The following is a 25,153-nucleotide window of genomic DNA, read 5'->3' as shown; positions in this document are numbered from 1 at the left end:
TTTTCACCACCTTTTGGTAAACAGTTAAATGAAGGACGAGCTAAGCGCCCGTTCCTTCAAATCCAGATATTTAAATTGCCTTATTATTTAGAAGCAATAAAGTTCTTTTTAAAGCTTGTGATTGCAGCGTCAAGGTCAGCTTCGTTTGGTAATTTTCCAGTATCACGAATAGCATCTAAAAGACCTCTTGCGTTTACATCCATCCAAGCTAACATTTCTTCTTCAAAACGTGTAATGTCTTCAACCGGTACGCTGTCTAAGTGACCACGTGTTAAGGCATATAAAGATGTTACTTGTTTTTCTACTTTTAATGGTTTGTGTAAACCTTGTTTAAGGATTTCAACTGTACGAGCACCACGGTTAAGTTTCGCTTGAGTTGCTTTATCTAAGTCTGAACCGAACGCAGCAAACGCTTCTAACTCACGGTATGACGCTAAGTCAAGACGTAAAGTACCTGCTACTGATTTCATCGCTTTAATTTGCGCTGAACCACCAACACGTGATACAGAAAGACCTGCATTGATCGCTGGACGAACACCAGAGAAGAATAAGTCAGACTGTAAGAAGATTTGTCCGTCAGTAATTGAAATTACGTTTGTTGGAATATAAGCTGAGATATCACCAGCTTGTGTTTCGATGAATGGTAATGCAGTTAATGAACCGCCACCTAACTCATCATTTAACTTAGCTGCACGCTCTAATAAGCGAGAGTGTAAGTAGAATACATCCCCTGGATATGCTTCACGACCTGGAGGACGTTTTAATAGTAATGAAAGCTCACGGTAAGCTACCGCTTGTTTTGATAAATCATCGTATACTACTAATACGTGTTTACCATTGTACATAAACTCTTCACCCATCGTTACACCAGCGAAAGGAGCTAAGTATAACATTGGAGCTGGAGATGAAGCAGGAGCTGTTACAACGATTGTGTAATCTAAAGCACCGTGCTTACGTAATGTTTCAACAAGTCCACGAACTGTTGATTCTTTTTGACCGATTGCAACATAGATACAGATCATGTTTTGGTCAGCTTGGTTAAGGATTGTATCGATTGCTACAGCTGTTTTACCAGTTTGACGGTCACCGATGATTAACTCACGTTGACCACGTCCGATTGGTACAAGAGCGTCAATCGCTTTGATACCAGTTTGTAATGGCTCATGTACTGATTTACGTGCCATAACGCCTGGTGCTGGATTTTCGATTGGACGAGTTTTTGAAGTCGCGATTGGACCTAAACCATCAACTGGTTGACCTAATGGATTTACTACACGACCGATTAATTCTTCACCAACTGGAACTTGCATGATGCGTCCAGTACGACGAACCTCGTCGCCTTCTTTAATGCCTGTGTAAGGACCTAAGATTACGATACCTACGTTGTTTTCTTCTAAGTTTTGTGCTAGTCCCATAACGCCGTTAGAGAACTCAACTAGCTCCCCTGACATACATTGGTCAAGACCATGAGCACGAGCGATACCGTCACCAACTTGGATAACTGTACCAACATCACTAACTTCTATTTCAGTTTGGTAATTTTCGATTTGCTTTTTAATCAGCGCACTGATTTCTTCAGCTTTGATGCTCATGCATTTCACCCCTCTACAAACTATTTTGCGATTAATTCACGTTCAATTCGAACAAGTTTATTTTTTAAAGTTCCGTCATAAATACGATTTCCAATACGTACTTTATAACCACCGATTAAAGTAGAATCTATTTCGTTCGTAATTCTTAAAGAATTTTTACCTAATTTTGAAGCAAATAATGCTCCAATCTTATCTAGTTCTTCAGAAGACATTTTCTCTACAGAGTAAACTGTTGCATCTGCAATATTGCGAGATTCATTCGCAATTTGAATGTATTCAGTTACTAAGCTAGGAATGATGTTTACTCGGCCACGATCAACTAATAAACAAACTAGATTTAATACCGTTTGAGAAATTGAAGCAAATGTGTCATTTAATACAGACTTTTTGCTTTCTTTTGTGATTCCAGGATGTTTTAAAAACTTATTTAATTCTAAGTTTCCAACATACTCCTTTTTCACTACTTGTAAGTCATGTTCAACAGTTCCAACTAAGTTTTGTTCAGTTGCTAATTCAAAAAGAGCGTTTGCGTAGCGTTTTGCAACTAATTCGTTACTCATTTAGCTTCGCCTACTTCTTTAAGATATTGATCAAAAATAGCAGATTGGTCTTCAGTTTTCACTTCTTTTTCAAGAACTTTAGAAGCAATTAATACAGATAATGAAGCCACTTGTTGTTGAACTGATTGTACTGCAAGCTCTTTTTCACGAGTAATTTCACGCATAGCGCTTTCTTTCAAGTTTTCAGCTTCTGCTTTAGCAGCTGCAACGATTTCTTCACGTTGTACGTCAGCTTGCTTTCTAGCTTTCTCAAGAAGTTCTTGAGCTTCTTTACGAGCTGCAACTAACTCTTGTTTTTGCTCTTCAACTAGTTTCATTGCATCAGCATTGTTTTTCTCAGCTGAATCTAATTGATTTGCGATGTGATCTTCACGTTGTTTCATAATTCCCATTACAGGTCCTAATGCATACTTACGTAATAAAGCAAGTAGGATTAAGAAAATTACTAATTGAAACACTACATCGCCCCAAGGTATACCATTTCCGTGTGCTTCACCTATTACGAATAATGATCCGTTTAACACAAGCCTTCACTCCCTTCGAGGGTATCATTTAATAATTTTTCTTTTATAACATAGCCTAGGACTCTTACCGACCTATGCTTTATTTTCAAAATGAAATCTTTACAACAAAACTGTTATAAAGGAATGGCGAAGTAAATGTGAACACAAACTTCGCCATTTTTAAACTGCTTGTATAAATCTTAAGCTTTACCAAATGCCATGAATGCGATAACTACCGCGATGATTGGAAGTGCCTCAACTAATGCAACCCCGATGAACATTAAAGTTTGAAGAGTTGAACGTAATTCTGGTTGACGAGCAACACCTTCTACTGTACGTGATACAATTAAACCGTTACCAATACCTGCACCTAGTGCACCTAAACCTATTGCGATTGCCGCTGCGATTAAAGCCATTTTAAATTTCCTCCTTCTTAATCATAAGAAATATATTTTTTATTATAATTTTTATCTAACTACCAATTTTAATGAGCAGATTAATGCTCGTCCGCCACTTTATGTGACAAGTAAACCATTGTTAACATTACGAAGATAAACGCTTGGATTGAACCAACGAATACAGAGAATCCCTGCCATACGATCATTGGTAATGATGCTGCAATTGTCCAAAGAACGCCTTCTCCTGAACTTGTTGCATAAGCATGTGTACCCATTGTTGCAAGTAAACCTAGTAAGATTTCCCCCGCGTAAATGTTACCGTAAAGTCGAAGACCTAGCGTTAATGTGTTTGCTAATTCTTCAATAATTTTTAATGGGAATAAGAATGGCATTGGTTGGAAGAATGTTTTACCATACGCTCCAAAACCTCGCATCTTAATACCATAATAATGTGATAAACCAACAATAAAGATTGCTAATGATAAAGTAATGACTGGGTCTGATGTAGGTGATTTCCAAACTGATTTTCCATCGACTGAGATATCGAATGGTAGACCTAACATATTTGAAACAAATATGTACATAAGTAATGTCACACCTAATGTAAGGAAGCGACCACCAGTTTCCCAATCCATTGTACTGTTGATAATGCCTTTAACGAAGTCTATAACCCACTCCAAAAAGTTTTGTTTTCCTGTTGGGCGTATTTGTAGGCTTCTTGCGCATGTAACTGCGATGATAAAGACGATTACTGCAGCAATGGTAGTCATTAGAACATTTGTTAACGTAAAATCTAAACCAATAAATTTAAAACCATAAGTGCCGTGTTCCAATTTATTCACCTCTCTTCCTTGCAAAAGACGTTTGTTGTAATGCAAAATGTATCATAATGACAAGATGTCCTGTCATTAGTCCCGCAGTTAGTGCCGGTATGCTCACAAAATTTTCATACCGAAGCGCGATGACCATAGCTAGAGCCACCGCTGAAAGACAAATTACAGTACCTAAAGATCGAACTTTTTGTTGCTTTAAAACTCGGTCAAAGAAGGTATTTATCTTTCTGTGAAGAATCCATATACAATAAAAGCTAGTTACAGTTCCGAGAATATAGCCTGTGAATATTGTTTTATAGTCGGTAAATGCCCAACCCAAAACTGCTAAAGCAATTATATACAACATATCTCGTGTGAATCGTCTAAAATTATCTTTTTGCATGTAACTAGTCCCCTGGTGTGAATTGCTTAACTAATTTAAGCGTGCCATAAATCCCAGTAAATAATCCTAACAGTAAAAAGATGATCATAAATACCGGTACTGGCCAATTAAAAAATGAATCAATCCATCTTCCTAAAAAGATGCCTATGAGAATCGAACCGACAAGCTGAGCTAGAATGGAAGACATGAGTGCCATTGCTTTAAGAGGATGTTGATTGTTGTTTTTCATACAAAAATCCCTCCATGTCAATTTTCATTCTCAAAAAATTGCCAAAAATCTTATCTTGGTTAATTCTACAACAAATACGTGCTAAAATCTCTAAACATTGAAAACGTTCACAAATTGTTCACAAAACGTTCAAAAAATTTTAATAACATAGTATTTACATACATTGAAAACCCTTTTAAACATTCATGTTAAGCATACAATATGTTACAAAAATGTGTCAATTACCTAAATTAAAAAACTATTAAAATTCACTTACCAATTTTTAGTCTTCTACATAAATTTTTGCGACATTGACGTAAGATTCCGTTGCACTTTCATATTGTTTACGTTTATAAAAAATCACAAACTTATAAATACCACTCTTAGGAAAGTCTTTTAAAACTAATTCCTTCTTGATAATTCCCCTCTTACTATTTTCCTGTTCATCAATTACACCTAATAAGCGGAATGTTTCTGATTCAAAAACAGCAATTTTGTATTCCTCAACCTTACTTGGTAAATAAAGTTCATATTTATAGCGATTCTTACCTTTTACTCTCCCAAAGTGAAATCCCATTACTGATGGAAAGTTCGGTTCACCTTGCAATAATAAAAATGGCATTCTTAGACTTTCATCATCATTTGTACTGAATGTAATTGCCCCATCATAAAATCCATCCTTTAATACTTTCGTATCAACAGTTGCGCTAAGACTAATCTTTTTACTACTGTTCGCTGGAATTGTAAAAGGCTTAGGTAATACCCATTGTATTCCATTGGCTGGCTGATTATTTATAGCTGTAACTTGTTTTGGTATTTTTGATTTATTTGATATTCTTACGACAAAATCTTTCTTTACTTGTAAATCTGTTTTTCTAGTTACTCCTAAAGCTAAAGACGTCGGAAACAATGTTGTCTCAGTCTCTAATGCTTTTTCAATATCTAATCTTCCAGCCCCTTGTTCGTACGCATGATACATCTTTTTATTATTCTTATATAATGGTGTTGCTGTATTGACTAAAACACTTTTTAAATCATCAATACTCCAATCTGGGTGCAATTGTTTTAATAAGGCAGCCGCCCCAGCGACGTGTGGACTCGCCATACTTGTTCCTTGAAGTGCTAAATACCCACCTGGAATTGTACTTTTTATTTGTACACCTGGAGCTAATAGGTCTGGCTTCATTTGCCAAGTACCTGTTACTGGTCCTCTAGAGCTGAAATCTGCAAGAATGTCCACCTTCTTTTCATGTCCAATTTTAGCGTCCACTTTACTTTTTTCAATGATTTTCTTAATCATTAATCCTTCTTTTCTTGAAATAGTCGCAGCTGGAACAGTAAATTTCCCTTTAATTTGTCCGATGAAATTTCCATCAATATTATTAAAGACAATAACAGCCTTAGCGCCAGCCTCCTGTGCATTTTTAACTTTATCAGTGAATGTGATTTTTCCTCTTTCAAGCAAGACAATCTTGTCTTTTACTCTCCTTAAATCACGCTTTTCTCCATATTTCTTAAATACAAATCTCCCATTTAAACCTTTACTCCATTTAGCAGATCCGATCATAGGGCTAATAATTGTCTCTTTATTTTTGACGTGTATAGATGTGAAAAGTACAGGTGGATAGCTTGCACCAACTGTTAAAGCTTTTGTTGCAGTTGCAGGAGAACCAACAGTCCATAGTCCAGGTCCAGAGTTTCCTGCTGCCGTAATTGCAAGAACACCTTTTTCTACTGCCTTATCTAATGCAATACTCGTCGGCCAGTCAGGTCCGTTCACATCATTACCTAGTGATAAGTTTATTATATCTACTTTATCCTTCACTGCCCGCTCAATTGCAGCCATAACAGTTTCAGATGTACCCACACCACCAGGACCTAGAGCCCGGTATGCGTAGATTTTCGCCTTAGGGGCAACGCCTTTTCTTTTTCCATTAGCCGCTATTACACCAGCTACATGGGTACCATGAAATGTACTTTTTTCTTCAAGCTTAGTTTCCATTGGGTCTTTATCTAAATCGATCGTATCGTAACCGCCACCATAATTCGATTTCAAATCAGGATGTCTGTAATCTACACCAGTATCAATTACACCTACCTTAACACCTTCCCCAGTAATCTTTCTTCCCCTTTGGTCCTTATATAATTGAGCTTCGTCTGCTCCAATAAAAGGGATACTATCTTCTAAATGCGCTCTATATGTTGTAACAAAATGCATATCCTTTACTAAAGGCATTTTAGCTAACTGTGATAACTCTTCAAGAGAACCCGATACTGAAAAACCATAGTACGTCTCTGTGTATTGTTGCCTTACGGTTACATTCGGGAAACGTTCACCTATATATTTTATGGCCTGTGTAATCATTCCATCTTTAATCGAAATTAAAGCTACTTGTTTTTGTTGTTCATGTGCATTTACATAAACATTTTTAAATGGAAATAGTAAAAAAACTAAACAAATAATTATTTTAAGATAGTATTTTTTCATTCAATGTAGGTTCTCCTTTATATATAATATTTTCTTTTTAGCTTTCTCACTAATCGTTCATTCATGTATAAAAAGGTAATTTTCTCTAGAACCGACAAATTTTTTTAAATAAAAAAAAGACTAACTTTAGATTTTGCATTAAGCTTACCTAAAAAGTTAGTCTTTTTATGATGATTAATTTTTTAATTCAGGTTGGTTAAACAACTGAAATTTTTTATTAGTAAAATACGCTTTAACTTCGTGTATGACAAAATACAATATTGATGCTCCTAAAACTACAATCCATGCATTTGAAATGACTCTCTCCTGCCAAATCCCTAAAAGCATAAAAAATGCAGGAAGAGTAATTGTAGTCCAAGATTGTATCATTGCAACGATTCCTGTGTATCGTTCTATTTTTTTACCTAATACAAGACCGGCAAAGAATAAATACCATAAATATGCCCACATAACCCATAATAGTCCGTTTACAACATCATGAATAATAGCAAAGTTCACAAAAGCCCAAAGTACAGACATGATGGATACCCAAAGTGAGAACCAACCTAAGCCAGTTCCATTAAAGCCTTTCAGGTTTGTAAATCCATTATATAAATAAGTAATGCCGAAAAAGAAAATGCTTGCTGTATTAAATAATTCCCACTTTCCAGCTCCTAAATGCATTAATAAATAGATAGGAAAAATGATTTGTAATGTACCCACAAATAAGTTTAATAAAGCTGCACTTTTAGCATTCGCTTTATTTAATAAAACAAGACTATTTAAAAACAGAGTTGCACCAGATAAAAGTAAACCTACAGATCCCATAGTGATTCGTTAAAAAGAAAATTGTTAAAAATTCACTTTTTAACTCAACCCTCCTACTTTAAGATTTAGAAAAAAAAAATACAAGCGCCTGATCTAAGTCAAACGCTTGGATTAAACTATTTTAAAACAATCCCTACAATAATTGCCGTTAAAACACTTACTAATGTTGCGCCAAATAATAATTTTAATCCGAAACGAGCGACAACATTACCTTGCTTCTCATGTAAACCTTTAACTGCACCTGCAATAATACCAATTGATGAGAAGTTAGCAAATGACACAAGGAACACAGATACAATTCCTAATGTACGATCTGAGAATTCTTTACCTTGTTTTGCTAAATCCATCATTGCAACGAACTCATTTGAAACAAGTTTTGTTGCCATAATACTACCTGCATCAACCGCTTCTTTAAATGGTACACCCATAATGAAAGCGAATGGAGCAAATACATAACCTAAAATCCCTTGGAATGAGATTCCAAAAATCATATCAAAAACATTATTGATTCCACCAATTAATGCAACAAATCCGATTAACATTGCTGCAACGATGATTGCTACTTTGAAACCATCTAAAATATACTCACCAAGCATCTCGAAGAATGTTTGTTTTTCTTCTTCTTGTACTGTTAAGATATCCTCTTCTGCTGAAACAGTGTATGGATTGATAATTGATGAAATAATAAATCCGCCAAATAAGTTTAAGACGATTGCTGTTACGACATATTTTGGTTCAACCATTGTCATATATGCACCTACGATTGACATAGATACTGTTGACATTGCTGATGCACAAAGAGTATATAAACGATTTTTTGGTAAATGTCCTAATTGTTTTTTTACTGAAATAAATACTTCAGATTGTCCTAAAATTGCGGATGCCACTGCATTATAAGACTCTAATTTACCCATACCATTGATTTTACTTAAGATTAAGCCAATATATTTAATTACAAACGGTAAAATCTTTGTATATTGTAAAATACCAATTAAAGCAGAAATGAATACGATTGGTAATAACACACCTGTAAAGAATGGAAATGCACCTTCATTTGCCATTCCGCCAAATACGAAATTAACACCTTCAGCAGCGTATTCTAATAACTTTCCAAATCCATTTGAAATTCCTTTAATTAATACTAAACCAACTTCTGTATTTAATAATAAGAATGCTAATATGATTTGGATAACAACCATAATGAATACTGGACGATATTTAATATTTTTACGATCACTACTAGCGATGAAAGCAAGACCGAAAACAACTAAAAGTCCAATAAGAGCAATAATATATTTCATGTTTCTCCCCCGAAAATCCAATAAATTTTTTATTTAATATAAGCGCTTTCAAAACGAACACAACTTTTATTTGTTGGATGTCCGACATCATATAGAAGTTAGATGTCAGACAAGGATTAACCTTGTAAATCTTTTGAACTAAATGATCCAGGAAGTAATTCTTTAACAGTTGTTTCAGCGATGTCACCTTTTAAGTTAGTTAAATAGACTTTTGTATTTTCATCACTAAATTCTGCAATTACTTGTCTACATGCACCACAAGGTGAAATTGGACCTTCAGTATCCCCTACTATTGCGATTGATTCGATCTTTGCTGAACCGTTTCCCGCAGCGACTGCACTAAATATAGCTGTTCTTTCTGCACAATTTGTTAGTCCATAAGAAGCATTTTCTACGTTACAACCTGTGTAGACTGTTTGGTTATTCAATAATATTGCTGCACCTACTTTAAATTTTGAGTAAGGAGCGTATGCGTTTTCACGGGCCTTTAAAGCTTCATTGATTAATGATTGTGTATTCATATTTATCACCCTTTAACGAATTGTTAGGTAATTCTTTATTAAAGTGTGTGAGTTTTGTCTTCGCTTTACCATATTACCAACGTAAGAGCTAAAGAGCAATAACTCACTCACTTTTTTTTATTTTAAAATAATTTCGACATTAGTAAGCTGTGTTTGCTTCTTCACCTTGAACGATTTTAACACCTGAACTTGTTCCAATACGGTTTGCTCCAGCAGCTACTACATTTTCAACGTCTTTTAAGTTACGAACTCCACCTGAAGCTTTAACACCTACGTTTTCTCCAACAGTTTTACGCATTAATGTAACGTCTTCTACAGTTGCTCCACCAGTTGAAAATCCTGTTGATGTTTTAACAAAGTCTGCACCAGCTTTAACTGCTAATTCACATGCTCTAACTTTTTCTTCATCAGTTAAAAGACAAGTCTCAATAATTACTTTTACTAAAGCCTTACCTTTAGCAGCTTCAACAACTGCACGTATATCTCTTTCAACTAATTCATCATTTTTTTCTTTTAATGCAGAAATATTGATCACCATATCAACTTCTTCTGCACCATTTTCAATTGCGTTTGTAGTCTCAAATGCTTTTACTTCAGGAGTGTTAGCTCCTAGAGGAAAACCAATTACCGTACAAACTTTCACTGAAGAATCCTTTAATAATTCACTTGCAAATGAAACCCAAGTAGGATTGATGCAAACTGATGCAAAGCTAAATGCTTTAGCTTCTTCAGCTAATTTTGCAATTTCCTCTCTTTTTGCGTCAGCTCGTAATAATGTGTGATCTACTAAACTTGCGTAATTCATATATAATCGCTCCCTTAATGGTTTTGTTTTTTATTTAGAAAATCTATATTTACTATGTTAATTTGAATATGTTTTTACTATAACACCGACGTGAAATTTTGTAAAACATTAATTGAACTTATGTTCAAGGATAAATTTTCCTATAATAAAAAAGCTGTCTCCTAAGTCAGATTAACTTTACACAGAGGAAAGGGGCAAAGTCTTTGAAAACTTTACCCCTTTCTTATCATTGATCTAGCAATCTTTTTGCAGTAAATTGATCTGTTATTAATATGTTTGCATATTTACCCATTAAAGCACCGTGAATAGCATTAATTTTTCTTTCTCCACCTGCTACTAATATAGACTTTTCTTTACTTCTTAGTTCATCTAATTCAATTCCAATCGTTCGTCGATTAAGTATTTCAGAATAAATTTTTCCTTCTTTATCAAAAAATCGTGAGCAAATATCTCCTACAGCAAATGTTTGTAAATCCGCCTCTTCCTTCTCGTTTAAGTAGCCAACTTTAAATAACAGGGCATCTTTTTTAACAGTTCCTACAGTAAAAATTGCGACATTAGATTGTTTTCCCAAGTCAATTAATCGACGAATATGACGATCCTCCTCGACCATTTGTTTAACCTGTGGATTATCAAATATTACTGGTAATGGTAAATATCTTGGAACAGTGTTAAACGCTTCAGCAAACAAATTTACCGTTTCAGATGCATAAGTATTCGTTTTAGAGTAACTTACACCACCGTTTAGCTGAATTACTTCTACACCTTTTACTTGTTTATTACTTAACTTCGTTGCTATATGATACATCGTTGTTCCCCATGTTACTCCTACAACATCACCATCATGGACTAAGTCTACTAACACTTCCGCTGCTTTTTTCGTGATTGTTTGCAAAACTTCATTGTAGTCATCAATTGGTGAATAGCAAACCTCAACAGTTTGTAAATTATATTTCTTCTTTAACTCACGTGCTAAATCTTGATTACCTTCTAGGGGATCAATAATTTCAATGCGTACATATCCCAATTCCTTTGCTTGTTGGAGTAATCTTGATACAGTTGGACGAGAAATTCCTAATTGTGTCGCAATCTCTTGTTGACTAAAATCAGAATCATAATATAGTCTTGCAGCATCTATTATTAACCTATGTTTTTCAAGTGACATTCCCTAATCCCCTTTAACTTACCAATCCTTATTTCACGTACAAATTTTTAATTATTATACCCCTTTTAATGTAAGAAAACTACTGACGAACCTTTTAGGCAAAGGCGAGGAGTAGTTTCTCTTATCCTTAATTCCTAAAGATGCCAACTACATCAAAAAAACTCCCCGCTGCCAATTTATACTTTCTTAATGTAAAAAAGCTCTCCTATGGCTAGGAAAGCTTTTAAAATGTAATTATTTTGTACCGAATAAACGATCTCCAGCGTCGCCAAGACCAGGAACAATATAACCATGATCATTTAATTTTTCATCAAGGGCAGCTATGTAAATGTCCACATCTGGGTGTGCTTTTTGTAAAATTTCGACACCTTCTGGAGCAGCTATTAAGCACATAAACTTAATATTTTTAGCACCTCTTGTTTTTAAAGAGTTGATTGCTTCAACTGCTGATCCACCTGTCGCAAGCATTGGATCAATTACAATGAAGTCACGCTCTTCTACATCCGTAGGAAGTTTAACATAATATTCTACTGGTTTTAATGTCTCAGGATCACGGTATAATCCAACATGTCCAACTTTCGCTGCAGGAACTAATTGAAGGAAGCCATCAACCATCCCTAAGCCTGCACGTAAAATTGGTACAATACCTAATTTTTTACCAGCAATAACTTTTGCTTTTGCAGTTGCTACTGGTGTTTGGATTTCCACTTCTTGTAATGGTAGATCACGAGTGATTTCAAATGCCATTAAGCCGGCAACCTCATCAACTAGTGCTCGAAACTCTTTTGTTCCAGTGTCTTTTTTACGAATTAAAGAAACTTTATGTTGAATTAACGGATGATCAAAAACGTATACTTTACTCACTATTATCGCTCCTTGCAATTACTTAGTAATTTCTTATTCTTAAAAAGAATACCGAAAGCGGTTAAATAATTCAAGCTACATCATACAATCACTTTGAATTAATTATATATATAACTTCAATATTTCCTTTTTTTACTAATCTAGTTGTTATTTTGACCCATTTCGGGTAAAAAAACTCCTCTTCCCCCCTTATAATAAGTCAAAGAAGTTTTTAAAATAATGCGCAAAGAGAGAACCACTTGGTTCCCTCTTTGATGTGTAAGGTTAAGATACTTTCCCTAAATTATGATCATTTACTTTTGATTTGAAAAAAGCTTTTCTATTAATAAACTTGCTAATATAATGATCAATTCCGATACGTCCTGCATTTGATCCAGCTATTATAATAAAGATACCTAATAATACCATTTGTGGATTTGTGCTAGTTGTACCACTAAACATAAATGCAAAGTTCATCATTAAACCAAAGAACATTGAGGTTTTTGTAAAACATCCAAGAATTAGTCCAAGTCCGATTGCAAATTCTCCAACAGGTACTAAAAAGTTAAATAAACCAATGTTTGGTATTGCAAAGTTTGTAAGGAAGTCTGCCCACCATCCTTGAACTGCTGGATGATCACCAGTGGCACTTTTTACCGCAAATCCTAAATAACCTGAAGCATCGAATCCGCCAGCTGATAACTTACCCCACCCTGCATGGATCCACTCATACCCTAAATAAAGACGAATAATAGTTAAGAAACCAGATGCAATTTTATTAGTTCTTAAAAAATTAATAAACATAATTTTTGCCTCCGTTTGAATAATATTTTTAATTGCTGTTTACATAAGTTATTGTACTCCATTTCCAATTATTATTGTGAATCATTTCACATGTTTTAGTGAACTTTCTGTGAACCTCATCACAAACTCTCCAAAAAATAAAGCTATCTTTAGTATCACTGTATTTTCGATGTTGAAAACACAGTTCTAAAGATAGCTTACTTTATACTTTATTTATTAAAATGTAGGATATAATTCATATTTGCTTGATAAAGCATCTACTCGTTTACGAGATGCTTCCAGCACTTCTTGATTCTCGTGGTTTTTTAATGTCTCAGCAATGATTGATGCAATTTCATCCATATCTTCTAAAGTAAATCCTCTTGAAGTTACAGCAGCAGTACCGATACGGATACCACTTGTTACAAATGGGCTTGCTGGATCAAATGGAATTGTATTTTTGTTACATGTAATACCAACTTCATCTAATACATGCTCAGCAACTTTACCAGTTAATTCTAATGAACGAACATCAATTAAAATTAAGTGATTATCAGTTCCACCAGATACTAAGTTTAGTCCGTGAGATTTTAAGCTTTCTGCTAAACGAGCAGCGTTATCGATGATTGATTGTGCATACTTTTTAAAATCTTCTTGTAATGCTTCACCAAATGCTACAGCTTTAGCTGCAATTACGTGCATTAATGGTCCACCTTGAATTCCTGGGAAGATTGACTTATCAATCGCTTTTGCGAATTCTTCTTTACATAAAATCATACCACCACGTGGTCCACGTAATGTTTTATGAGTAGTTGTTGTAACAAAATCAGCATATGGAACTGGATTTTCATGAAGACCTGCTGCTACTAAACCAGCGATATGTGCCATATCAACCATTAAGTAAGCTCCAACTTCATCTGCAATTTCTCTGAATTTCTTAAAGTCAATCGCTCTTGGATAAGCACTTGCACCTGCTACAATTAATTTAGGCTTATGAGCTTTAGCTTTTTCTAATACATCTTCATAGTTGATTACTTGAGTTTCTGAATCTACTCCATATTCAACGAAGTTATATTGTACCCCACTGAAGTTTACTGGACTTCCGTGAGTTAAATGTCCACCATGTGATAAATTCATACCTAATACTGTATCACCATGTTTTAAAATAGTGAAATAAACTGCCATATTCGCTTGAGCACCTGAATGAGGTTGAACATTTACGTGTTCTGCTCCGAAAATTTCTTTTGCACGGTCTCTTGCAATGTTTTCTGTGATATCAACATATTCACAACCGCCGTAGTATCGTTTGCTTGGATATCCTTCAGCATATTTATTTGTTAATACTGAACCTTGGGCTTCCATTACTGCTTCGCTTACAAAGTTTTCAGAAGCAATTAACTCAATTTTAGAACGCTGTCTACCTAACTCTAACTGTATTGCCTCATACAATGATGGATCTTGCTTTTTTAAATTTTCCACAGTTATATCCCCCTTTTTATAAAACACGAACATTACTAGTATAAATTTACTATATTATTCGATAAAACGACCGAATTCATTTCTATTTTACCATGTTTTACTTTAAAAATGAAAGATATATCTTCAAATAACTAACATTAAATTTTTTAAGTACTTTATTTTACGTCTTCATCAATTGAGTAAACTGCACGTGCTCCACCGATCAGCTTTGGACGAGTTTTTGCAGCCGTAATATGAGCTTGTCCAACTTGTTTAATACTTGTTCTTAAAGGAACTGCCACATGCTTTAAATGCATACCAATTAAAGTATCACCAATATCAATGCCTGCATCCGCTTTAATGTTTTCAACGATTACAGCATTATCTAAATGTCTAAATGCGAAAGAAGCAAGTGCCCCTCCTGCAGTACGAACCGGTATCACGGTTACCTCATCTAAATGTAAACTTTTTGCCGTCTTTCTTTGTACAACTAAAGCTCTGTTCAAATGTTCACAACATTGAAATGCTAGTTGTACTCCTGTTTCATCTTGAAATGCCTTGATCTCATTAAATAAAACTTCCGCAACTTCTATTGTTCCTGAAGTTCCAATTCTCTGTCCACTAACCTCACTAGTACTACATCCAATGACTAAAACATGCTCACTTGTAAAATTCACATGATCATTTAGCTCATTTAATAATGATTTTACTTGACCGGCTACTAACCTTAATTCTTCATTCATTTATTTTTACTCCTTTCGTAGAAAAATTCTATTAATAGACTTACCCATTATTAAAAAAGCCGATAATCTTCACATTATGGTTTGGATTAGCGGCTTCTCGTTTAAGTTTTATAATTGATGATTTTTTTCGTAGTCTTTAATTTTGTTTACTCGGTTTTCATGTCGACCGCCTTCAAATTCAGTCGTTAACCAGATTTTAGCAATATCTCTAGCTAAACCAGGTCCGATTACTCGTTCTCCCATAGCTAAAATATTCGTATCATTATGTTCACGAGTTGCTTTTGCACTGAAAGTATCATGTACTAATGCACATCGAATTCCTTCAACTTTATTTGCGGCAATTGACATACCAATTCCAGTTCCACAAATTAATATTCCACGGTCTACTTCTCCACTTGCTACTTTTTGCGCTACTGGGAATGCATAATCTGGGTAGTCTACAGAAGTACCACACTCACAACCATAATCTTCGTATTCAATGCCCATTTCATCCATTAAATTCATGATTTCCTGACGAATATTTAATCCACCATGATCCGATGCTATTGCTACTTTCATTAGATAACCCCCGTATTGATATCTTTGATTTTTTCTTTTTATTGAATTAACTTCAATTTCTATCTTACACTATTATGTTCAGATTTAGGGTATCTAATTAACTGCCAATCACTAAATAAATTCATTATTCGTTAGGTTTTTGTACAATCTGTTTTACCAATTCTTCTAATTCACTCAACGTTTTTTCATAAGTTGTTAATGACCCGCCATAAGGGTCAGAAATATCCTGATCTTGGCCGTTTATATATTCATGAAATGTAAAGATTCTATCCTTATACTGAGGAAATTTAGAAACTAACATTTGTTTATGGCTCAATGTCATTGCTAAGACTTTCGAAGACCATTCCAAAAGTTCTTCATTTACTTGCTGGGAGGAATGATTTGTTTCTATCCCTTTATTTTTTAGTGCTAATATCGCATTTTGAGAAGCAGGGTCACCTGGCATAGCGAACACTCCAGCAGACTTGACTTGATAGAGTTCGTTTCCATGATGCCTTAATAGTGCTTCTGCCATTGGACTTCTACATGTATTTCCGGTACAAACAAATAATATATTTTCCATCTTATAACCTCACCCTCATTAATCTGAACGTTTTATTTAATCTATTTTACTAAAAAATAAAAGGATGGGGCAATCGTCTCCATCCTTTGTTCTTATTCACCATATGTATTAAGAAAAAAATAATAGTTTAATTCCAAAAATTAGTAAGAACGAACCACCCAATAGTTCTCCAAATATACCAAGTTCCTGTTCTACTCTTCTTCCTAGCAGTAATCCAGCCCAAGTTAAAATTGTACTGATCATACCAAATAATAAAATGGTTAGCCAGGTTTTAGCACCGAATGTTCCTAAGCTAATTCCAACCGAAAAACTGTCCACACTTACACTAAATGCAAATAAAAGTAAACCTACTCCTGTCGGTGAATATTTATTTTCTTCTTTTCCAAATAAAGTTGAATAGATCATGTGAAAACCTATTCCCATTAATAAGAATCCACCGAGTAATACAGCAAATCGTCCTAGATTCTCTGATAACTCATATCCAATGATCATTCCTATTAAAGGCATAATTACATGAAAGAGTCCGATTACAATCCCAATATTAATAATCTGTTTAAATTTAAGTTGTATAACTCCCATTCCTAATCCAACTGAAAATGCATCTAAACCTAGCGCAGATCCCATAATAGTTAATGTAATTAGTTCATTGATTAATGAGCTACTCATGCTTTCCCCCCTAGGACTTGCTATTAAAAGATATGCAAGTCCCACAAATCATATGAGGGAAATTAATAAGTTTTTTATACGACGTTGAAAATCTCCCATAGGAGCCTGGCAACCTTTCGTTCCAATCAAGTTCTTTATAAAAGAAATAGTCTTAAAAACTTAAAATGAAACTTTTGATGACGACATTCACAACTTTACAACTATTCATTGTCAAAAAGAAGATATTTTTAATTTTTGACAGTTAGTTATAACATTTATATTTCAACACGCTGTTTTTAAAGCTTTCTCTTACAGATAAGAAAGGCCCGAACCCTTTTCTTCTTTTATTTTTCCTGTATTACCGAATGTCCACAGGCTTTCCACAGACGATTCATTATGGCAATTCCAATGCCTTCATAAGGGAATGTTTCGCAATAGATGATATCAACATGTTCTTCATTAAATTTGCGAATACAATCATATAATGCTGCAGCTACTGTTGCTAATTCACTACGTTTTCCACATGTAAGAATTACATCTGCATCATATTGAGTTGCATTTTCTTCAGTTGTTAATATCCCTACTCTTTTTCCTTCTTTTTTGGAATTGTGTATAAGTTTGTGCATAAATTCAATACTTCCATTTACAAGGTGCATTTGAGCATCTGGTGCATAATGTTTATATTTCATTCCTGGTGATTTTGGTGCTTCATTTTCCTTCATTGTTGCTGGATCTACTTCAACAGTTGGAATTATTTTTTTTATCATTTCTGGCGTGATACTACCTGGCCTTAATATTGTAAAAATATCTTGTGAACAGTCAATAACTGTTGATTCAACTCCGACTCCTGTACTTCCACCATCAACTATTCCTACAATTCGTCCATTTAAATCTTCAAATACATGCTTAGCAGAAGTTGGACTAGGCTTGCCTGAAGTATTTGCACTAGGTGCTGCTATTGGCAAATTACATGCTTCAATCAACGCTAAAGCAACCGGGTGATCAGGCATTCTTATTCCAACAGTGGATAATCCTGCCGTTACATATTTTGATACATTTCTTTTACTTTTTAAAATTAACGTTAGTGGCCCTGGCCAAAAAGCATCCATTAGTTTTTTTGCATCTAATGGAATTTCTTCAACTAAATGACCTAACTGTTCTTTGTTAGCAATATGTACAATAAGAGGATTATCACTTGGTCTACCTTTTGCTTGGAAAATTCGTTGAACTGCTTCGTCTGAAAGAGCATTTGCCCCTAATCCATAAACGGTTTCTGTAGGAAAAGCGACGACTTGTCCTAACTGTAATTTTTTTGCTGCATCCACAATCTGTGGATAAATTTCATCTTTATTCACAGGATTATCCACATACCATATTTTTGTTTCCATACATTGCACCTCTCTTTAGAGTGAATAATAGTATATATTTTACAAATTTAGACATTATCTATAGAATGAAAAGCAAGTTTTATCCACAAATTGTGGACAAAACTTGCTAATTCGTGGATAACTTTGTGTATAGTTCTTTTTGATAAACTAATACTTCTTCATTCGTAATAGTAGTTTGGTAATGTTTCATTTCTTTAATACTGTTCGAAACACTTTCTTGTTCAACTTGCCCAAAACCTAGTAAAAGGAACAAATCTTGAACTACATGTTGTCTTGTTAATAAATATACTTTACTAATCATTTCTTCTTTTAATTTTTCAAGAACACTTTGTAAAAAGAGTACCATATGCTGTGAGTAAATGGTAGGTGCAACTACAAGTGATCTTAACAACGCTTCTTCTCCATCTTGTTCATATCCTATTACAGCCTGTGCTTTCCCAAACTCATCTTCCATTATGAAAAAAGATTCTTGTTGCTCCTCAAGTCCATTTGTAGATAACCCTGCTTGTCCTAAGAATGAAAAAATTGTTTCAAAATCTTCCTGAATCGCTGAACGTATTTTCATAAAAAAACCTCCCTAGTATGCTTGTACTACTTTATGCACATAGGGAGATTGCTAGAACTAAAATAATTGCTTTAACATTTGTACAAAGAAGCTCTCTACCTTAATTTCCTCTTTTGGTTCTCCACCAGGTAGAGTTGAAGCCACAACTGCATCTTCACTACTCTTTGACTCATTATCATCCTCGAAAAATGATTTATTATTTGTTGTAGCAAGAGAATCATCATCACTTAAACGTAATGCTTCTTGTTCTTTAAACTCTTTTTTTGGTTCATTTTCGATTTTTGTTTCATGATCAACCTTTTGTTGCGATTGTAGTGACTCTTTACTTAGCGTTGCATCACCGTTTGAAAAATCCAGGAAACATAATGGTGGGAACAACACGCACCACCAGTTTGCACCTTGACCTGCACCAATTTTAATTAAGACCGCTTCGTAATCACCAGCAGGATATAAGAAACTACCATATAATTTTGTAGGGAATTTTACTTTTTTAGAGTAAGTAATTGTAAATGATTGATTTGACCCTTCCTCTTTAATAACACGAGCAACTGTTTTTTGTAGATCTGGTATATGACTTTTAATAACCTTTTGTCCTTCTTCAAAAGTTGTTAAATCTTTTACCCAAGTATTAATTTGAGCATTAACTTCATCTCTAACTTTACGTTTAAGAGCTTGATCTTCACTAGAATCACTATTAGCTAGAATTCTTAGTCGTACAGCTTTCTTCGGAATCACGACCATTTCATTACCTTTTGCATTTGTATCTCGAAGTGGCATTAATACTGATGAACTAATCAATAATATGATAAATAAAGAAATAATTTTATATGTTATATTTGTTTTATTTTTAGTTTTCATTCTCTCCACCATCCCTCTAGGAACAGTGTAGACAAATTAGTTATTTCTTAAACACTAGTATTCTATTTTTTCAATTCTCACTTTATCTGCTTTTTTATATAATCCATATACAACGATACAATATCTATGTCTGATACTGTATATAATGTTCTACTCCCTACTACATCCTCTATTTCGTTTAGAATCAATTGGTTGTTTGCGTCGAACATGAAGTCAATTCCTACGAAGTCAAAATCAAAGGAATCTACTATTTTTTGAATAAGTTCTCTTTCATATTTGGAAAGTTCGTAAAGCATTGCGCTTCCACCTAGTGAAAAATTCGCTCGAAAGTCTTTTTCTGAATATCTTAAAACAGCTGCAACAATTTCTTTACCGATAATGAAAACTCTTAGATCCTTGCCTAGTTGTTCTGCAACGCTTTGAATTAATAATTCATCAAAATTTGAGTTCTGCACGGTTTCCAGTAGCTCTTCTTGATTGTTTATAAAATAGACTTCACTTCCACCTCTTCCTGTGCAATTTTTAAGCACACAAGGGAAATGGACTATACCTAAAGATTTTATAATTGTACTTTTCTTATAATAAAATGTGTCTAGCATTGGGATACCTAGACTTGCAAGCTTCTGATGTGTTAGAAACTTATGATTAGCCATCGTTGAAATCGCCCGGTTATTAAATGTTCTGATTCCCATTTCTTCAAAGTGGGAAGATAATATTTGCGATATGGCCCTCATAATGACAAAAGCCGGTTTGCATAATTCCTTACCTTCATAGCAAAGTATATTAATACCGTTTCGAACACCTATTACGATATGTTCAGTATAAATTAACTTTAACTCAATTCCATTTTTTGAAGCACTGCTTACTAACCAGTCGATATACGTTCTGTTTTTTTCTGCATCTACTTCTGAATAGATTAGCCAACCAATCATATGTTTTTCTCCAAGTCCCAGATAATATAATCAATTATATATTTCGTTGTGTCCACGTCTGTACATAGATAAATATTTTTGAAATGTGCGTTTGAGTTAACTTCGCATATATATGTTTTTCCATCTTCTCCAAACAATAAGTCAATTCCCGCAAAATCAGCTCCCAATATTTCTGAGCATTTAAGTGCTAAATTGATTTGTTCCTCAGTTGGTTCATACTTATACATCTTTCCACCGTTTGTAACATTTGCACGAAAATCTGATTCTGATTTTCTTAATACTGCTGTTACTACTTGATTACCTACTACTTGGATGCGAATATCAGTCCCTCTACTTGATTCTATAAACTCTTGATATACGTGAGGCTTGTGTTTTAGTTCGTCTACCTTTTTAAAAAAATCTTCTCTATTCTCAACTAAATAAACTTGTCTACCAAAAGAACCGAATGACTCTTTTATAATTAAAGGAAAACCTAATTCTGCTATCACTTCATCATAAAAATCATAGTTTGTTAGATCACAATTAGGGAATAACAGTGGCGCCGTAATTGTTTTTGGCATAGGAATATCGAAGTTCGATAATGCCTGAAAAGTTAAAGCCTTATCATCACAGATCTCAATCGTTCTTGCTGAATTATATAATTTTAACCCCATATTTTCTAAATGCCTTGCTAAATGAACATCCTTGTCCCAAAAAATGACAAAATCGGGTTTCTCATTCGCATATTTTCCTTTTAAAATAGACTGACCTTTTTCGATTACTGGGATCAGTTCATAATGTTTAACTAAAGTAACATCTATTCCTTTTGCAATTGCTGTATCTCGTAACCATTCGAAAAGTTCGGTAAATTTTGTAGCTGTAATATGACCATTAAATACAATCCAACCTTTAAACTTTTTCATTCTAAGTATCTTCTTTCGTAATGTTTTTGTTTTTATTGATAGATATTTTCTTCATCTTTTACAACTTTAACACAAAAAAAAGAATCGTAATACATGGACTTTTTGTAGTCAACATCAATACGATTCACTATTCAAACTAACCATTTACCATATAAACCATACGGTCTTTGCCATTTATATCGAAAACAACTTCAACATTTGAATTCGGATACGCTTCTCTTAAAATATTTGCAACTGATTCACCTTGATTGACTCCAACTTCAAATGCAACGAGTGATTTTTCTTTTAATACTTTAGGCAAGTCATTTGCAAAGCGACGATAAAAATCTAGACCATCTTCCCCACCTACTAAAGCACGGTATGGTTCGTGATCCTTAACTACGTCATCTAAACCCAACCAATCCTCATACGGAATATATGGTGGATTTGATACAACAATATCAACTTTCCTGTTTTCTTCAATAAAGTAATTCAGTAAATCATTGTGTATAAAGTGGACATTTGCCTGTAACTCTTGAGCATTTCGTTTAGCAACTTGGATAGATTCTTCTGCAATATCAACTGTATGAACTGTTAATTGTTTATTTTCAAGCGCTAGCGAGATTGCAATTGCCCCACTACCTGTTCCTACATCTACTAGCTCAAGATGGTCTGAATCCTCCCAATGCTTTTGGATACGTTGAAGCACACCTTCCACTAACTCTTCTGTTTCTGGTCTTGGAATTAGTACTTCTTCATTAACGAAGAACTTTCGACCATAAAAGTATTCATACCCTATTAAATATTGAATTGGTTGGCCACCTATGTGCTTTTGAACTAATCCTTGAAACTGTATCCAATGCTTTTCATCTAACTCTTCTCTCATATTTATCAGTAATTCTGTTCGATTGTAGTCTAAAAGATGTTTTAATACAATTTCACCCACATTTACATCACGACCGTGTTCTTGTAAAAAAGAAGAAGCCCATTTTAGGGCTTCATATATCTTAGTTGTCATTATTGACTTTGTTCCATTCGTCTTGCTTGATCATCCATAATTAACGCATTAATAATTTCGTCGATTTTACCTTCAACGATTTGATCAAGCTTTTGAATAGTTAATCCAATACGGTGGTCAGTTACACGGTTTTGTGGGTAATTATAAGTACGGATACGTTCTGAACGGTCACCTGTACCTACTGCTTGCTTACGGTTTTGATCGTATTCTGCTTGTACTTCTCTTTGGAATTTATCATAAACCCTAGCACGAAGAACCTTCATCGCTTTTTCTTTATTCTTAATTTGTGATTTTTCATCCTGACATGATACAACTGTATTTGTCGGAATATGGGTTAAACGTACCGCAGACATCGTTGTATTTACTGATTGTCCACCAGGACCACTTGAAGCAAATGTATCTACACGAATATCTTTTTCATGAATTTCAATTTCAACTTCTTCAGCTTCTGGTAACACTGCTACAGTTGCAGTTGAAGTATGAATTCGTCCTCCTGATTCTGTTTCAGGAACACGTTGAACACGGTGTGCACCATTTTCAAATTTTAGTTTTGAATACGCACCTTTACCATTTATCATAAAGATAACCTCTTTAAAGCCACCTAGCTCTGTATAGTTACCTTCAATGATTTCTGTTTTCCATCCATTGACCTCGGCATAACGGCTGTACATACGGTATAACGTAGCAGCAAATAATGCAGCTTCGTCTCCTCCCGCAGCACCACGAATTTCAACGATAACGTTTTTATCATCGTTAGGGTCTTTTGGAATTAAAAGGATTTTTAAACGTTCTTCTAAATCCTTTGATTCGTTTTCCAAATCATTTAATTCTTCTTTGACCATTTCGCGCATATCAGCATCAAGCTTCTCTTCAAGCATAGCTTTTGCATCTTTAATTTGTTCTTTAACTGATTTATATTGACGGTATACATCAACTGTTTCTTGTATGTCTGATTGTTCTTTTGAGTATTCTCGTAACTTTTTCGAATCATTTATAATTTCCGGGTCACTAAGTAAATCGTTTAATCTATCATAGCGATCCTCTACAGCTTGTAATCGATCAAACATAATTTTTCACCTCGACATTTTCGTCTTAAATATATATCGAAAGAAGCGATTCTAAATCGCTTCTTTCATTTTAAATTCTAAGGAAAAGCGCAAATAACACTTTATCCACAATTATTACTGTCCAGTTCAAAAAGCTAGCTCTTCGATAAGAGCTGGGCGAGCTTTCTCCACATTTCTAAGTATATGGTCTAAATAGCTAATTTTCAACCTACTGTGAAATTAATCGTTCTGACTTTGAAGTGCTGGTTGAATTGTTTTCGTTGGTACTTCGTGACAGTGGCGACATCTTGGTTCGTAAGATTCAGATGCACCTACTAAAATAATAGGATCTTCATAAAAAGCTGGTTTACCATTTATCAATCTTTGCGTTCTACTTGCAGGTGATCCGCATGAAGCACAAACTGCGTTTAATTTCGTTACATGTTCTGCAATTGATAATATTTCAGGAACTTTACCAAATGGTAAGCCTCTAAAGTCCTGGTCTAAACCTGCACAAATGACCCGTTTTCCAGAGTTCGCAAGTTGTTGAACAACTAAAACTATTTCATCATCGAAGAATTGAATCTCGTCAATTGCAACTACTTCAACTTCTTCTGTAACGTACTTAAGAATATGTGATGAGTGTGTTACTGCATATGCAGGTACTTTCATACCTGTGTGAGACACCACTTCTACTTCACTGTATCGATTATCAATTGATGGCTTGAATGTAACACAACTTTGCTTGGCAAACTGCGTACGACGAACACGGCGAATTAGTTCCTCTGATTTTCCAGAAAACATACTTCCGCAAATCATTTCAATCCAACCATTTTTTTTCATCATAAAGAACATTATGTGTCTCACCTTTCTATATCAGTACAAAGACTTGTTTATTATTTATTTTAAACGCCGGTTAATTCAGCAGTAATATCATTCGTATAAGTATCATGACTATTTATATAAAAATTCACTAAATTGAATTAAACTAGTATGTTATGTGACTATAAATGCGTAAAAAAAGCAGGCAAAGTAGCAATAACCCGCCTGCTTTTCATCAATATTACTTAAGGCCGTATTTTTTGTTGAAACGTTCAACACGTCCTGCAGCGTTAGCAAATTTCTGACGTCCAGTGTAGAATGGGTGAGAATCAGAAGAAACCTCAACTTTGATTAGAGGGTAAGTTTCGCCATCTTCCCATTCAATTGTTTCGTTAGAATATTTTGTTGATCCGCTTAAGAATTTGAAACCAGTGTTAATATCCATAAACACTACTTTCTTGTAATTAGGATGAATATTCGCTTTCATG

The 25,153-nt window shown here is 34.4% G+C and carries 29 protein-coding genes; all 29 read right to left on the bottom strand.

Annotated features, from left to right (window positions below):
- Window positions 1–83 precede the first annotated feature (83 nt).
- The 29 genes from atpA to ACSBO6_RS00770 all read right to left on the bottom strand — a co-directional run bounded on the left by atpA (window position 84) and on the right by ACSBO6_RS00770 (window position 25,152).
- Entirely contained in the window at window positions 84–1,592 is a 1,509-nt protein-coding gene (gene atpA / locus ACSBO6_RS00910; RefSeq protein ID WP_098845872.1) for a F0F1 ATP synthase subunit alpha, read from the bottom strand.
- A gap of 20 nt (window positions 1,593–1,612) precedes the next feature.
- Window positions 1,613–2,152 (bottom strand): F0F1 ATP synthase subunit delta, encoded by a 540-nt coding sequence (locus ACSBO6_RS00905; RefSeq protein WP_098845871.1) that lies wholly within the window; start codon window positions 2,150–2,152, stop codon window positions 1,613–1,615.
- A complete protein-coding gene (gene atpF / locus ACSBO6_RS00900; protein WP_098845885.1) occupies window positions 2,149–2,652 on the bottom strand; it encodes a F0F1 ATP synthase subunit B in 504 nt (167 codons plus the stop codon). The genes ACSBO6_RS00905 and atpF overlap by 4 nt, the downstream gene beginning before the upstream one ends.
- A 203-nt stretch (window positions 2,653–2,855) precedes the next feature.
- Window positions 2,856–3,071: a F0F1 ATP synthase subunit C gene (atpE, locus tag ACSBO6_RS00895; RefSeq protein ID WP_025568599.1), complete on the bottom strand. Its 216-nt coding sequence runs from the start codon at window positions 3,069–3,071 to the stop codon at window positions 2,856–2,858.
- 80 nt (window positions 3,072–3,151) lie between these two features.
- Window positions 3,152–3,886 carry a F0F1 ATP synthase subunit A gene (gene atpB, locus ACSBO6_RS00890; RefSeq protein ID WP_098845870.1) on the bottom strand — a complete coding sequence of 245 codons (735 nt, stop codon included), beginning with the start codon at window positions 3,884–3,886 and terminating at the stop codon, window positions 3,152–3,154.
- Window position 3,887: 1 nt separating this feature from the next.
- Window positions 3,888–4,268 (bottom strand): ATP synthase subunit I, encoded by a 381-nt coding sequence (locus ACSBO6_RS00885; RefSeq protein WP_025568597.1) that lies wholly within the window; start codon window positions 4,266–4,268, stop codon window positions 3,888–3,890.
- A 4-nt stretch (window positions 4,269–4,272) separates the two neighbouring features.
- The gene (locus tag ACSBO6_RS00880) at window positions 4,273–4,497 is read right to left on the bottom strand and encodes an AtpZ/AtpI family protein (protein WP_025568596.1); all 225 of its coding nucleotides are present in this window, start codon (window positions 4,495–4,497) and stop codon (window positions 4,273–4,275) included.
- Between the two features lie 262 nt (window positions 4,498–4,759).
- On the bottom strand, window positions 4,760–6,964 hold the full coding sequence (locus tag ACSBO6_RS00875; protein ID WP_498844004.1) for a S8 family serine peptidase: 2,205 nt from the start codon (window positions 6,962–6,964) through the stop codon (window positions 4,760–4,762).
- 174 nt (window positions 6,965–7,138) lie between these two features.
- Entirely contained in the window at window positions 7,139–7,771 is a 633-nt protein-coding gene (locus ACSBO6_RS00870; RefSeq protein WP_098845868.1) for an AmiS/UreI family transporter, read from the bottom strand.
- A 116-nt stretch (window positions 7,772–7,887) separates the two neighbouring features.
- Window positions 7,888–9,072, bottom strand: a complete 1,185-nt coding sequence (locus ACSBO6_RS00865; RefSeq protein WP_098845867.1) for a NupC/NupG family nucleoside CNT transporter — start codon at window positions 9,070–9,072, stop codon at window positions 7,888–7,890.
- 116 nt (window positions 9,073–9,188) lie between these two features.
- Window positions 9,189–9,593: a cytidine deaminase gene (locus ACSBO6_RS00860; protein WP_069033737.1), complete on the bottom strand. Its 405-nt coding sequence runs from the start codon at window positions 9,591–9,593 to the stop codon at window positions 9,189–9,191.
- A 139-nt stretch (window positions 9,594–9,732) separates the two neighbouring features.
- Window positions 9,733–10,398, bottom strand: a complete 666-nt coding sequence (deoC, locus tag ACSBO6_RS00855) for a deoxyribose-phosphate aldolase (RefSeq protein WP_098845866.1) — start codon at window positions 10,396–10,398, stop codon at window positions 9,733–9,735.
- A 226-nt stretch (window positions 10,399–10,624) separates the two neighbouring features.
- Window positions 10,625–11,563, bottom strand: coding sequence for a DNA-binding transcriptional repressor DeoR (deoR, locus tag ACSBO6_RS00850; RefSeq protein WP_098845865.1), 939 nt, complete (start codon window positions 11,561–11,563; stop codon window positions 10,625–10,627).
- 234 nt (window positions 11,564–11,797) lie between these two features.
- Entirely contained in the window at window positions 11,798–12,427 is a 630-nt protein-coding gene (gene upp / locus ACSBO6_RS00845) for a uracil phosphoribosyltransferase (RefSeq protein ID WP_098845864.1), read from the bottom strand.
- A 264-nt stretch (window positions 12,428–12,691) separates the two neighbouring features.
- Window positions 12,692–13,210 carry a DoxX family protein gene (locus tag ACSBO6_RS00840; RefSeq protein ID WP_098845863.1) on the bottom strand — a complete coding sequence of 173 codons (519 nt, stop codon included), beginning with the start codon at window positions 13,208–13,210 and terminating at the stop codon, window positions 12,692–12,694.
- A gap of 216 nt (window positions 13,211–13,426) precedes the next feature.
- Window positions 13,427–14,668: a serine hydroxymethyltransferase gene (glyA, locus tag ACSBO6_RS00835; protein ID WP_142339206.1), complete on the bottom strand. Its 1,242-nt coding sequence runs from the start codon at window positions 14,666–14,668 to the stop codon at window positions 13,427–13,429.
- A 155-nt stretch (window positions 14,669–14,823) separates the two neighbouring features.
- Window positions 14,824–15,390: a TIGR01440 family protein gene (locus ACSBO6_RS00830; RefSeq protein ID WP_098845861.1), complete on the bottom strand. Its 567-nt coding sequence runs from the start codon at window positions 15,388–15,390 to the stop codon at window positions 14,824–14,826.
- Between the two features lie 108 nt (window positions 15,391–15,498).
- Window positions 15,499–15,948 (bottom strand): ribose 5-phosphate isomerase B, encoded by a 450-nt coding sequence (rpiB, locus tag ACSBO6_RS00825; RefSeq protein WP_098845860.1) that lies wholly within the window; start codon window positions 15,946–15,948, stop codon window positions 15,499–15,501.
- 124 nt (window positions 15,949–16,072) lie between these two features.
- Window positions 16,073–16,510 (bottom strand): low molecular weight protein arginine phosphatase, encoded by a 438-nt coding sequence (locus ACSBO6_RS00820; protein WP_098845859.1) that lies wholly within the window; start codon window positions 16,508–16,510, stop codon window positions 16,073–16,075.
- Window positions 16,511–16,618: 108 nt separating this feature from the next.
- The gene (locus ACSBO6_RS00815; protein WP_098845858.1) at window positions 16,619–17,176 is read right to left on the bottom strand and encodes a manganese efflux pump MntP; all 558 of its coding nucleotides are present in this window, start codon (window positions 17,174–17,176) and stop codon (window positions 16,619–16,621) included.
- Between the two features lie 323 nt (window positions 17,177–17,499).
- Window positions 17,500–18,543 carry an L-threonylcarbamoyladenylate synthase gene (locus tag ACSBO6_RS00810; protein WP_098845857.1) on the bottom strand — a complete coding sequence of 348 codons (1,044 nt, stop codon included), beginning with the start codon at window positions 18,541–18,543 and terminating at the stop codon, window positions 17,500–17,502.
- Between the two features lie 106 nt (window positions 18,544–18,649).
- Window positions 18,650–19,108 carry a GNAT family N-acetyltransferase gene (locus tag ACSBO6_RS00805; protein WP_098845856.1) on the bottom strand — a complete coding sequence of 153 codons (459 nt, stop codon included), beginning with the start codon at window positions 19,106–19,108 and terminating at the stop codon, window positions 18,650–18,652.
- Window positions 19,109–19,165: 57 nt separating this feature from the next.
- The gene (spoIIR, locus tag ACSBO6_RS00800; RefSeq protein ID WP_098845855.1) at window positions 19,166–19,966 is read right to left on the bottom strand and encodes a stage II sporulation protein R; all 801 of its coding nucleotides are present in this window, start codon (window positions 19,964–19,966) and stop codon (window positions 19,166–19,168) included.
- A gap of 77 nt (window positions 19,967–20,043) precedes the next feature.
- On the bottom strand, window positions 20,044–20,898 hold the full coding sequence (locus ACSBO6_RS00795) for an ATP-grasp domain-containing protein (RefSeq protein WP_098845854.1): 855 nt from the start codon (window positions 20,896–20,898) through the stop codon (window positions 20,044–20,046).
- A complete protein-coding gene (locus ACSBO6_RS00790) occupies window positions 20,895–21,800 on the bottom strand; it encodes an ATP-grasp domain-containing protein (RefSeq protein ID WP_098845853.1) in 906 nt (301 codons plus the stop codon). The genes ACSBO6_RS00795 and ACSBO6_RS00790 overlap by 4 nt, the downstream gene beginning before the upstream one ends.
- A gap of 136 nt (window positions 21,801–21,936) precedes the next feature.
- Entirely contained in the window at window positions 21,937–22,797 is an 861-nt protein-coding gene (prmC, locus tag ACSBO6_RS00785; RefSeq protein WP_098845852.1) for a peptide chain release factor N(5)-glutamine methyltransferase, read from the bottom strand.
- The gene (gene prfA / locus ACSBO6_RS00780) at window positions 22,797–23,864 is read right to left on the bottom strand and encodes a peptide chain release factor 1 (protein WP_098845851.1); all 1,068 of its coding nucleotides are present in this window, start codon (window positions 23,862–23,864) and stop codon (window positions 22,797–22,799) included. The genes prmC and prfA overlap by 1 nt, the downstream gene beginning before the upstream one ends.
- Window positions 23,865–24,083: 219 nt before the next feature.
- On the bottom strand, window positions 24,084–24,698 hold the full coding sequence (locus tag ACSBO6_RS00775) for a thymidine kinase (protein WP_098845850.1): 615 nt from the start codon (window positions 24,696–24,698) through the stop codon (window positions 24,084–24,086).
- A gap of 208 nt (window positions 24,699–24,906) precedes the next feature.
- The gene (locus ACSBO6_RS00770) at window positions 24,907–25,152 is read right to left on the bottom strand and encodes a type B 50S ribosomal protein L31 (RefSeq protein ID WP_025671035.1); all 246 of its coding nucleotides are present in this window, start codon (window positions 25,150–25,152) and stop codon (window positions 24,907–24,909) included.
- Between the last annotated feature and the right edge of the window lies 1 nt (window position 25,153).

This window comes from Bacillus sp. AL-1R, from assembly GCF_052180195.1.
Classification (GTDB): domain Bacteria; phylum Bacillota; class Bacilli; order Bacillales; family Bacillaceae_G; genus Gottfriedia.
The sequence above is the reverse complement of the archived record's forward strand: the minus strand, read 5'-3'. Positions and strand labels throughout refer to the sequence as shown.

Coding starts and splice junctions, on each gene's coding strand:
- ACSBO6_RS00795 (WP_098845854.1), bottom strand. CDS start 20,898: ATGATTGGTTGGCTAATCTATTCAGAAGTAGATGCAGAAAAAAACAGA.
- ACSBO6_RS00865 (WP_098845867.1), bottom strand. CDS start 9,072: ATGAAATATATTATTGCTCTTATTGGACTTTTAGTTGTTTTCGGTCTT.
- ACSBO6_RS00820 (WP_098845859.1), bottom strand. CDS start 16,510: ATGGAAAATATATTATTTGTTTGTACCGGAAATACATGTAGAAGTCCA.
- ACSBO6_RS00805 (WP_098845856.1), bottom strand. CDS start 19,108: ATGAAAATACGTTCAGCGATTCAGGAAGATTTTGAAACAATTTTTTCA.
- ACSBO6_RS00840 (WP_098845863.1), bottom strand. CDS start 13,210: ATGTTTATTAATTTTTTAAGAACTAATAAAATTGCATCTGGTTTCTTA.
- ACSBO6_RS00885 (WP_025568597.1), bottom strand. CDS start 4,268: ATGCAAAAAGATAATTTTAGACGATTCACACGAGATATGTTGTATATA.
- ACSBO6_RS00830 (WP_098845861.1), bottom strand. CDS start 15,390: ATGAATGAAGAATTAAGGTTAGTAGCCGGTCAAGTAAAATCATTATTA.
- spoIIR (WP_098845855.1), bottom strand. CDS start 19,966: ATGAAAACTAAAAATAAAACAAATATAACATATAAAATTATTTCTTTA.
- deoR (WP_098845865.1), bottom strand. CDS start 11,563: ATGTCACTTGAAAAACATAGGTTAATAATAGATGCTGCAAGACTATAT.
- ACSBO6_RS00810 (WP_098845857.1), bottom strand. CDS start 18,543: ATGGAAACAAAAATATGGTATGTGGATAATCCTGTGAATAAAGATGAA.
- ACSBO6_RS00880 (WP_025568596.1), bottom strand. CDS start 4,497: ATGAAAAACAACAATCAACATCCTCTTAAAGCAATGGCACTCATGTCT.
- atpE (WP_025568599.1), bottom strand. CDS start 3,071: ATGGCTTTAATCGCAGCGGCAATCGCAATAGGTTTAGGTGCACTAGGT.
- ACSBO6_RS00790 (WP_098845853.1), bottom strand. CDS start 21,800: ATGAAAAAGTTTAAAGGTTGGATTGTATTTAATGGTCATATTACAGCT.
- prfA (WP_098845851.1), bottom strand. CDS start 23,864: ATGTTTGATCGATTACAAGCTGTAGAGGATCGCTATGATAGATTAAAC.
- deoC (WP_098845866.1), bottom strand. CDS start 10,398: ATGAATTACGCAAGTTTAGTAGATCACACATTATTACGAGCTGACGCA.
- ACSBO6_RS00905 (WP_098845871.1), bottom strand. CDS start 2,152: ATGAGTAACGAATTAGTTGCAAAACGCTACGCAAACGCTCTTTTTGAA.
- ACSBO6_RS00870 (WP_098845868.1), bottom strand. CDS start 7,771: ATGGGATCTGTAGGTTTACTTTTATCTGGTGCAACTCTGTTTTTAAAT.
- rpiB (WP_098845860.1), bottom strand. CDS start 15,948: ATGAAAGTAGCAATAGCATCGGATCATGGTGGATTAAATATTCGTCAG.
- ACSBO6_RS00775 (WP_098845850.1), bottom strand. CDS start 24,698: ATGTTCTTTATGATGAAAAAAAATGGTTGGATTGAAATGATTTGCGGA.
- ACSBO6_RS00815 (WP_098845858.1), bottom strand. CDS start 17,176: ATGAGTAGCTCATTAATCAATGAACTAATTACATTAACTATTATGGGA.
- ACSBO6_RS00860 (WP_069033737.1), bottom strand. CDS start 9,593: ATGAATACACAATCATTAATCAATGAAGCTTTAAAGGCCCGTGAAAAC.
- ACSBO6_RS00770 (WP_025671035.1), bottom strand. CDS start 25,152: ATGAAAGCGAATATTCATCCTAATTACAAGAAAGTAGTGTTTATGGAT.
- atpA (WP_098845872.1), bottom strand. CDS start 1,592: ATGAGCATCAAAGCTGAAGAAATCAGTGCGCTGATTAAAAAGCAAATC.
- prmC (WP_098845852.1), bottom strand. CDS start 22,797: ATGACAACTAAGATATATGAAGCCCTAAAATGGGCTTCTTCTTTTTTA.
- ACSBO6_RS00875 (WP_498844004.1), bottom strand. CDS start 6,964: ATGAAAAAATACTATCTTAAAATAATTATTTGTTTAGTTTTTTTACTA.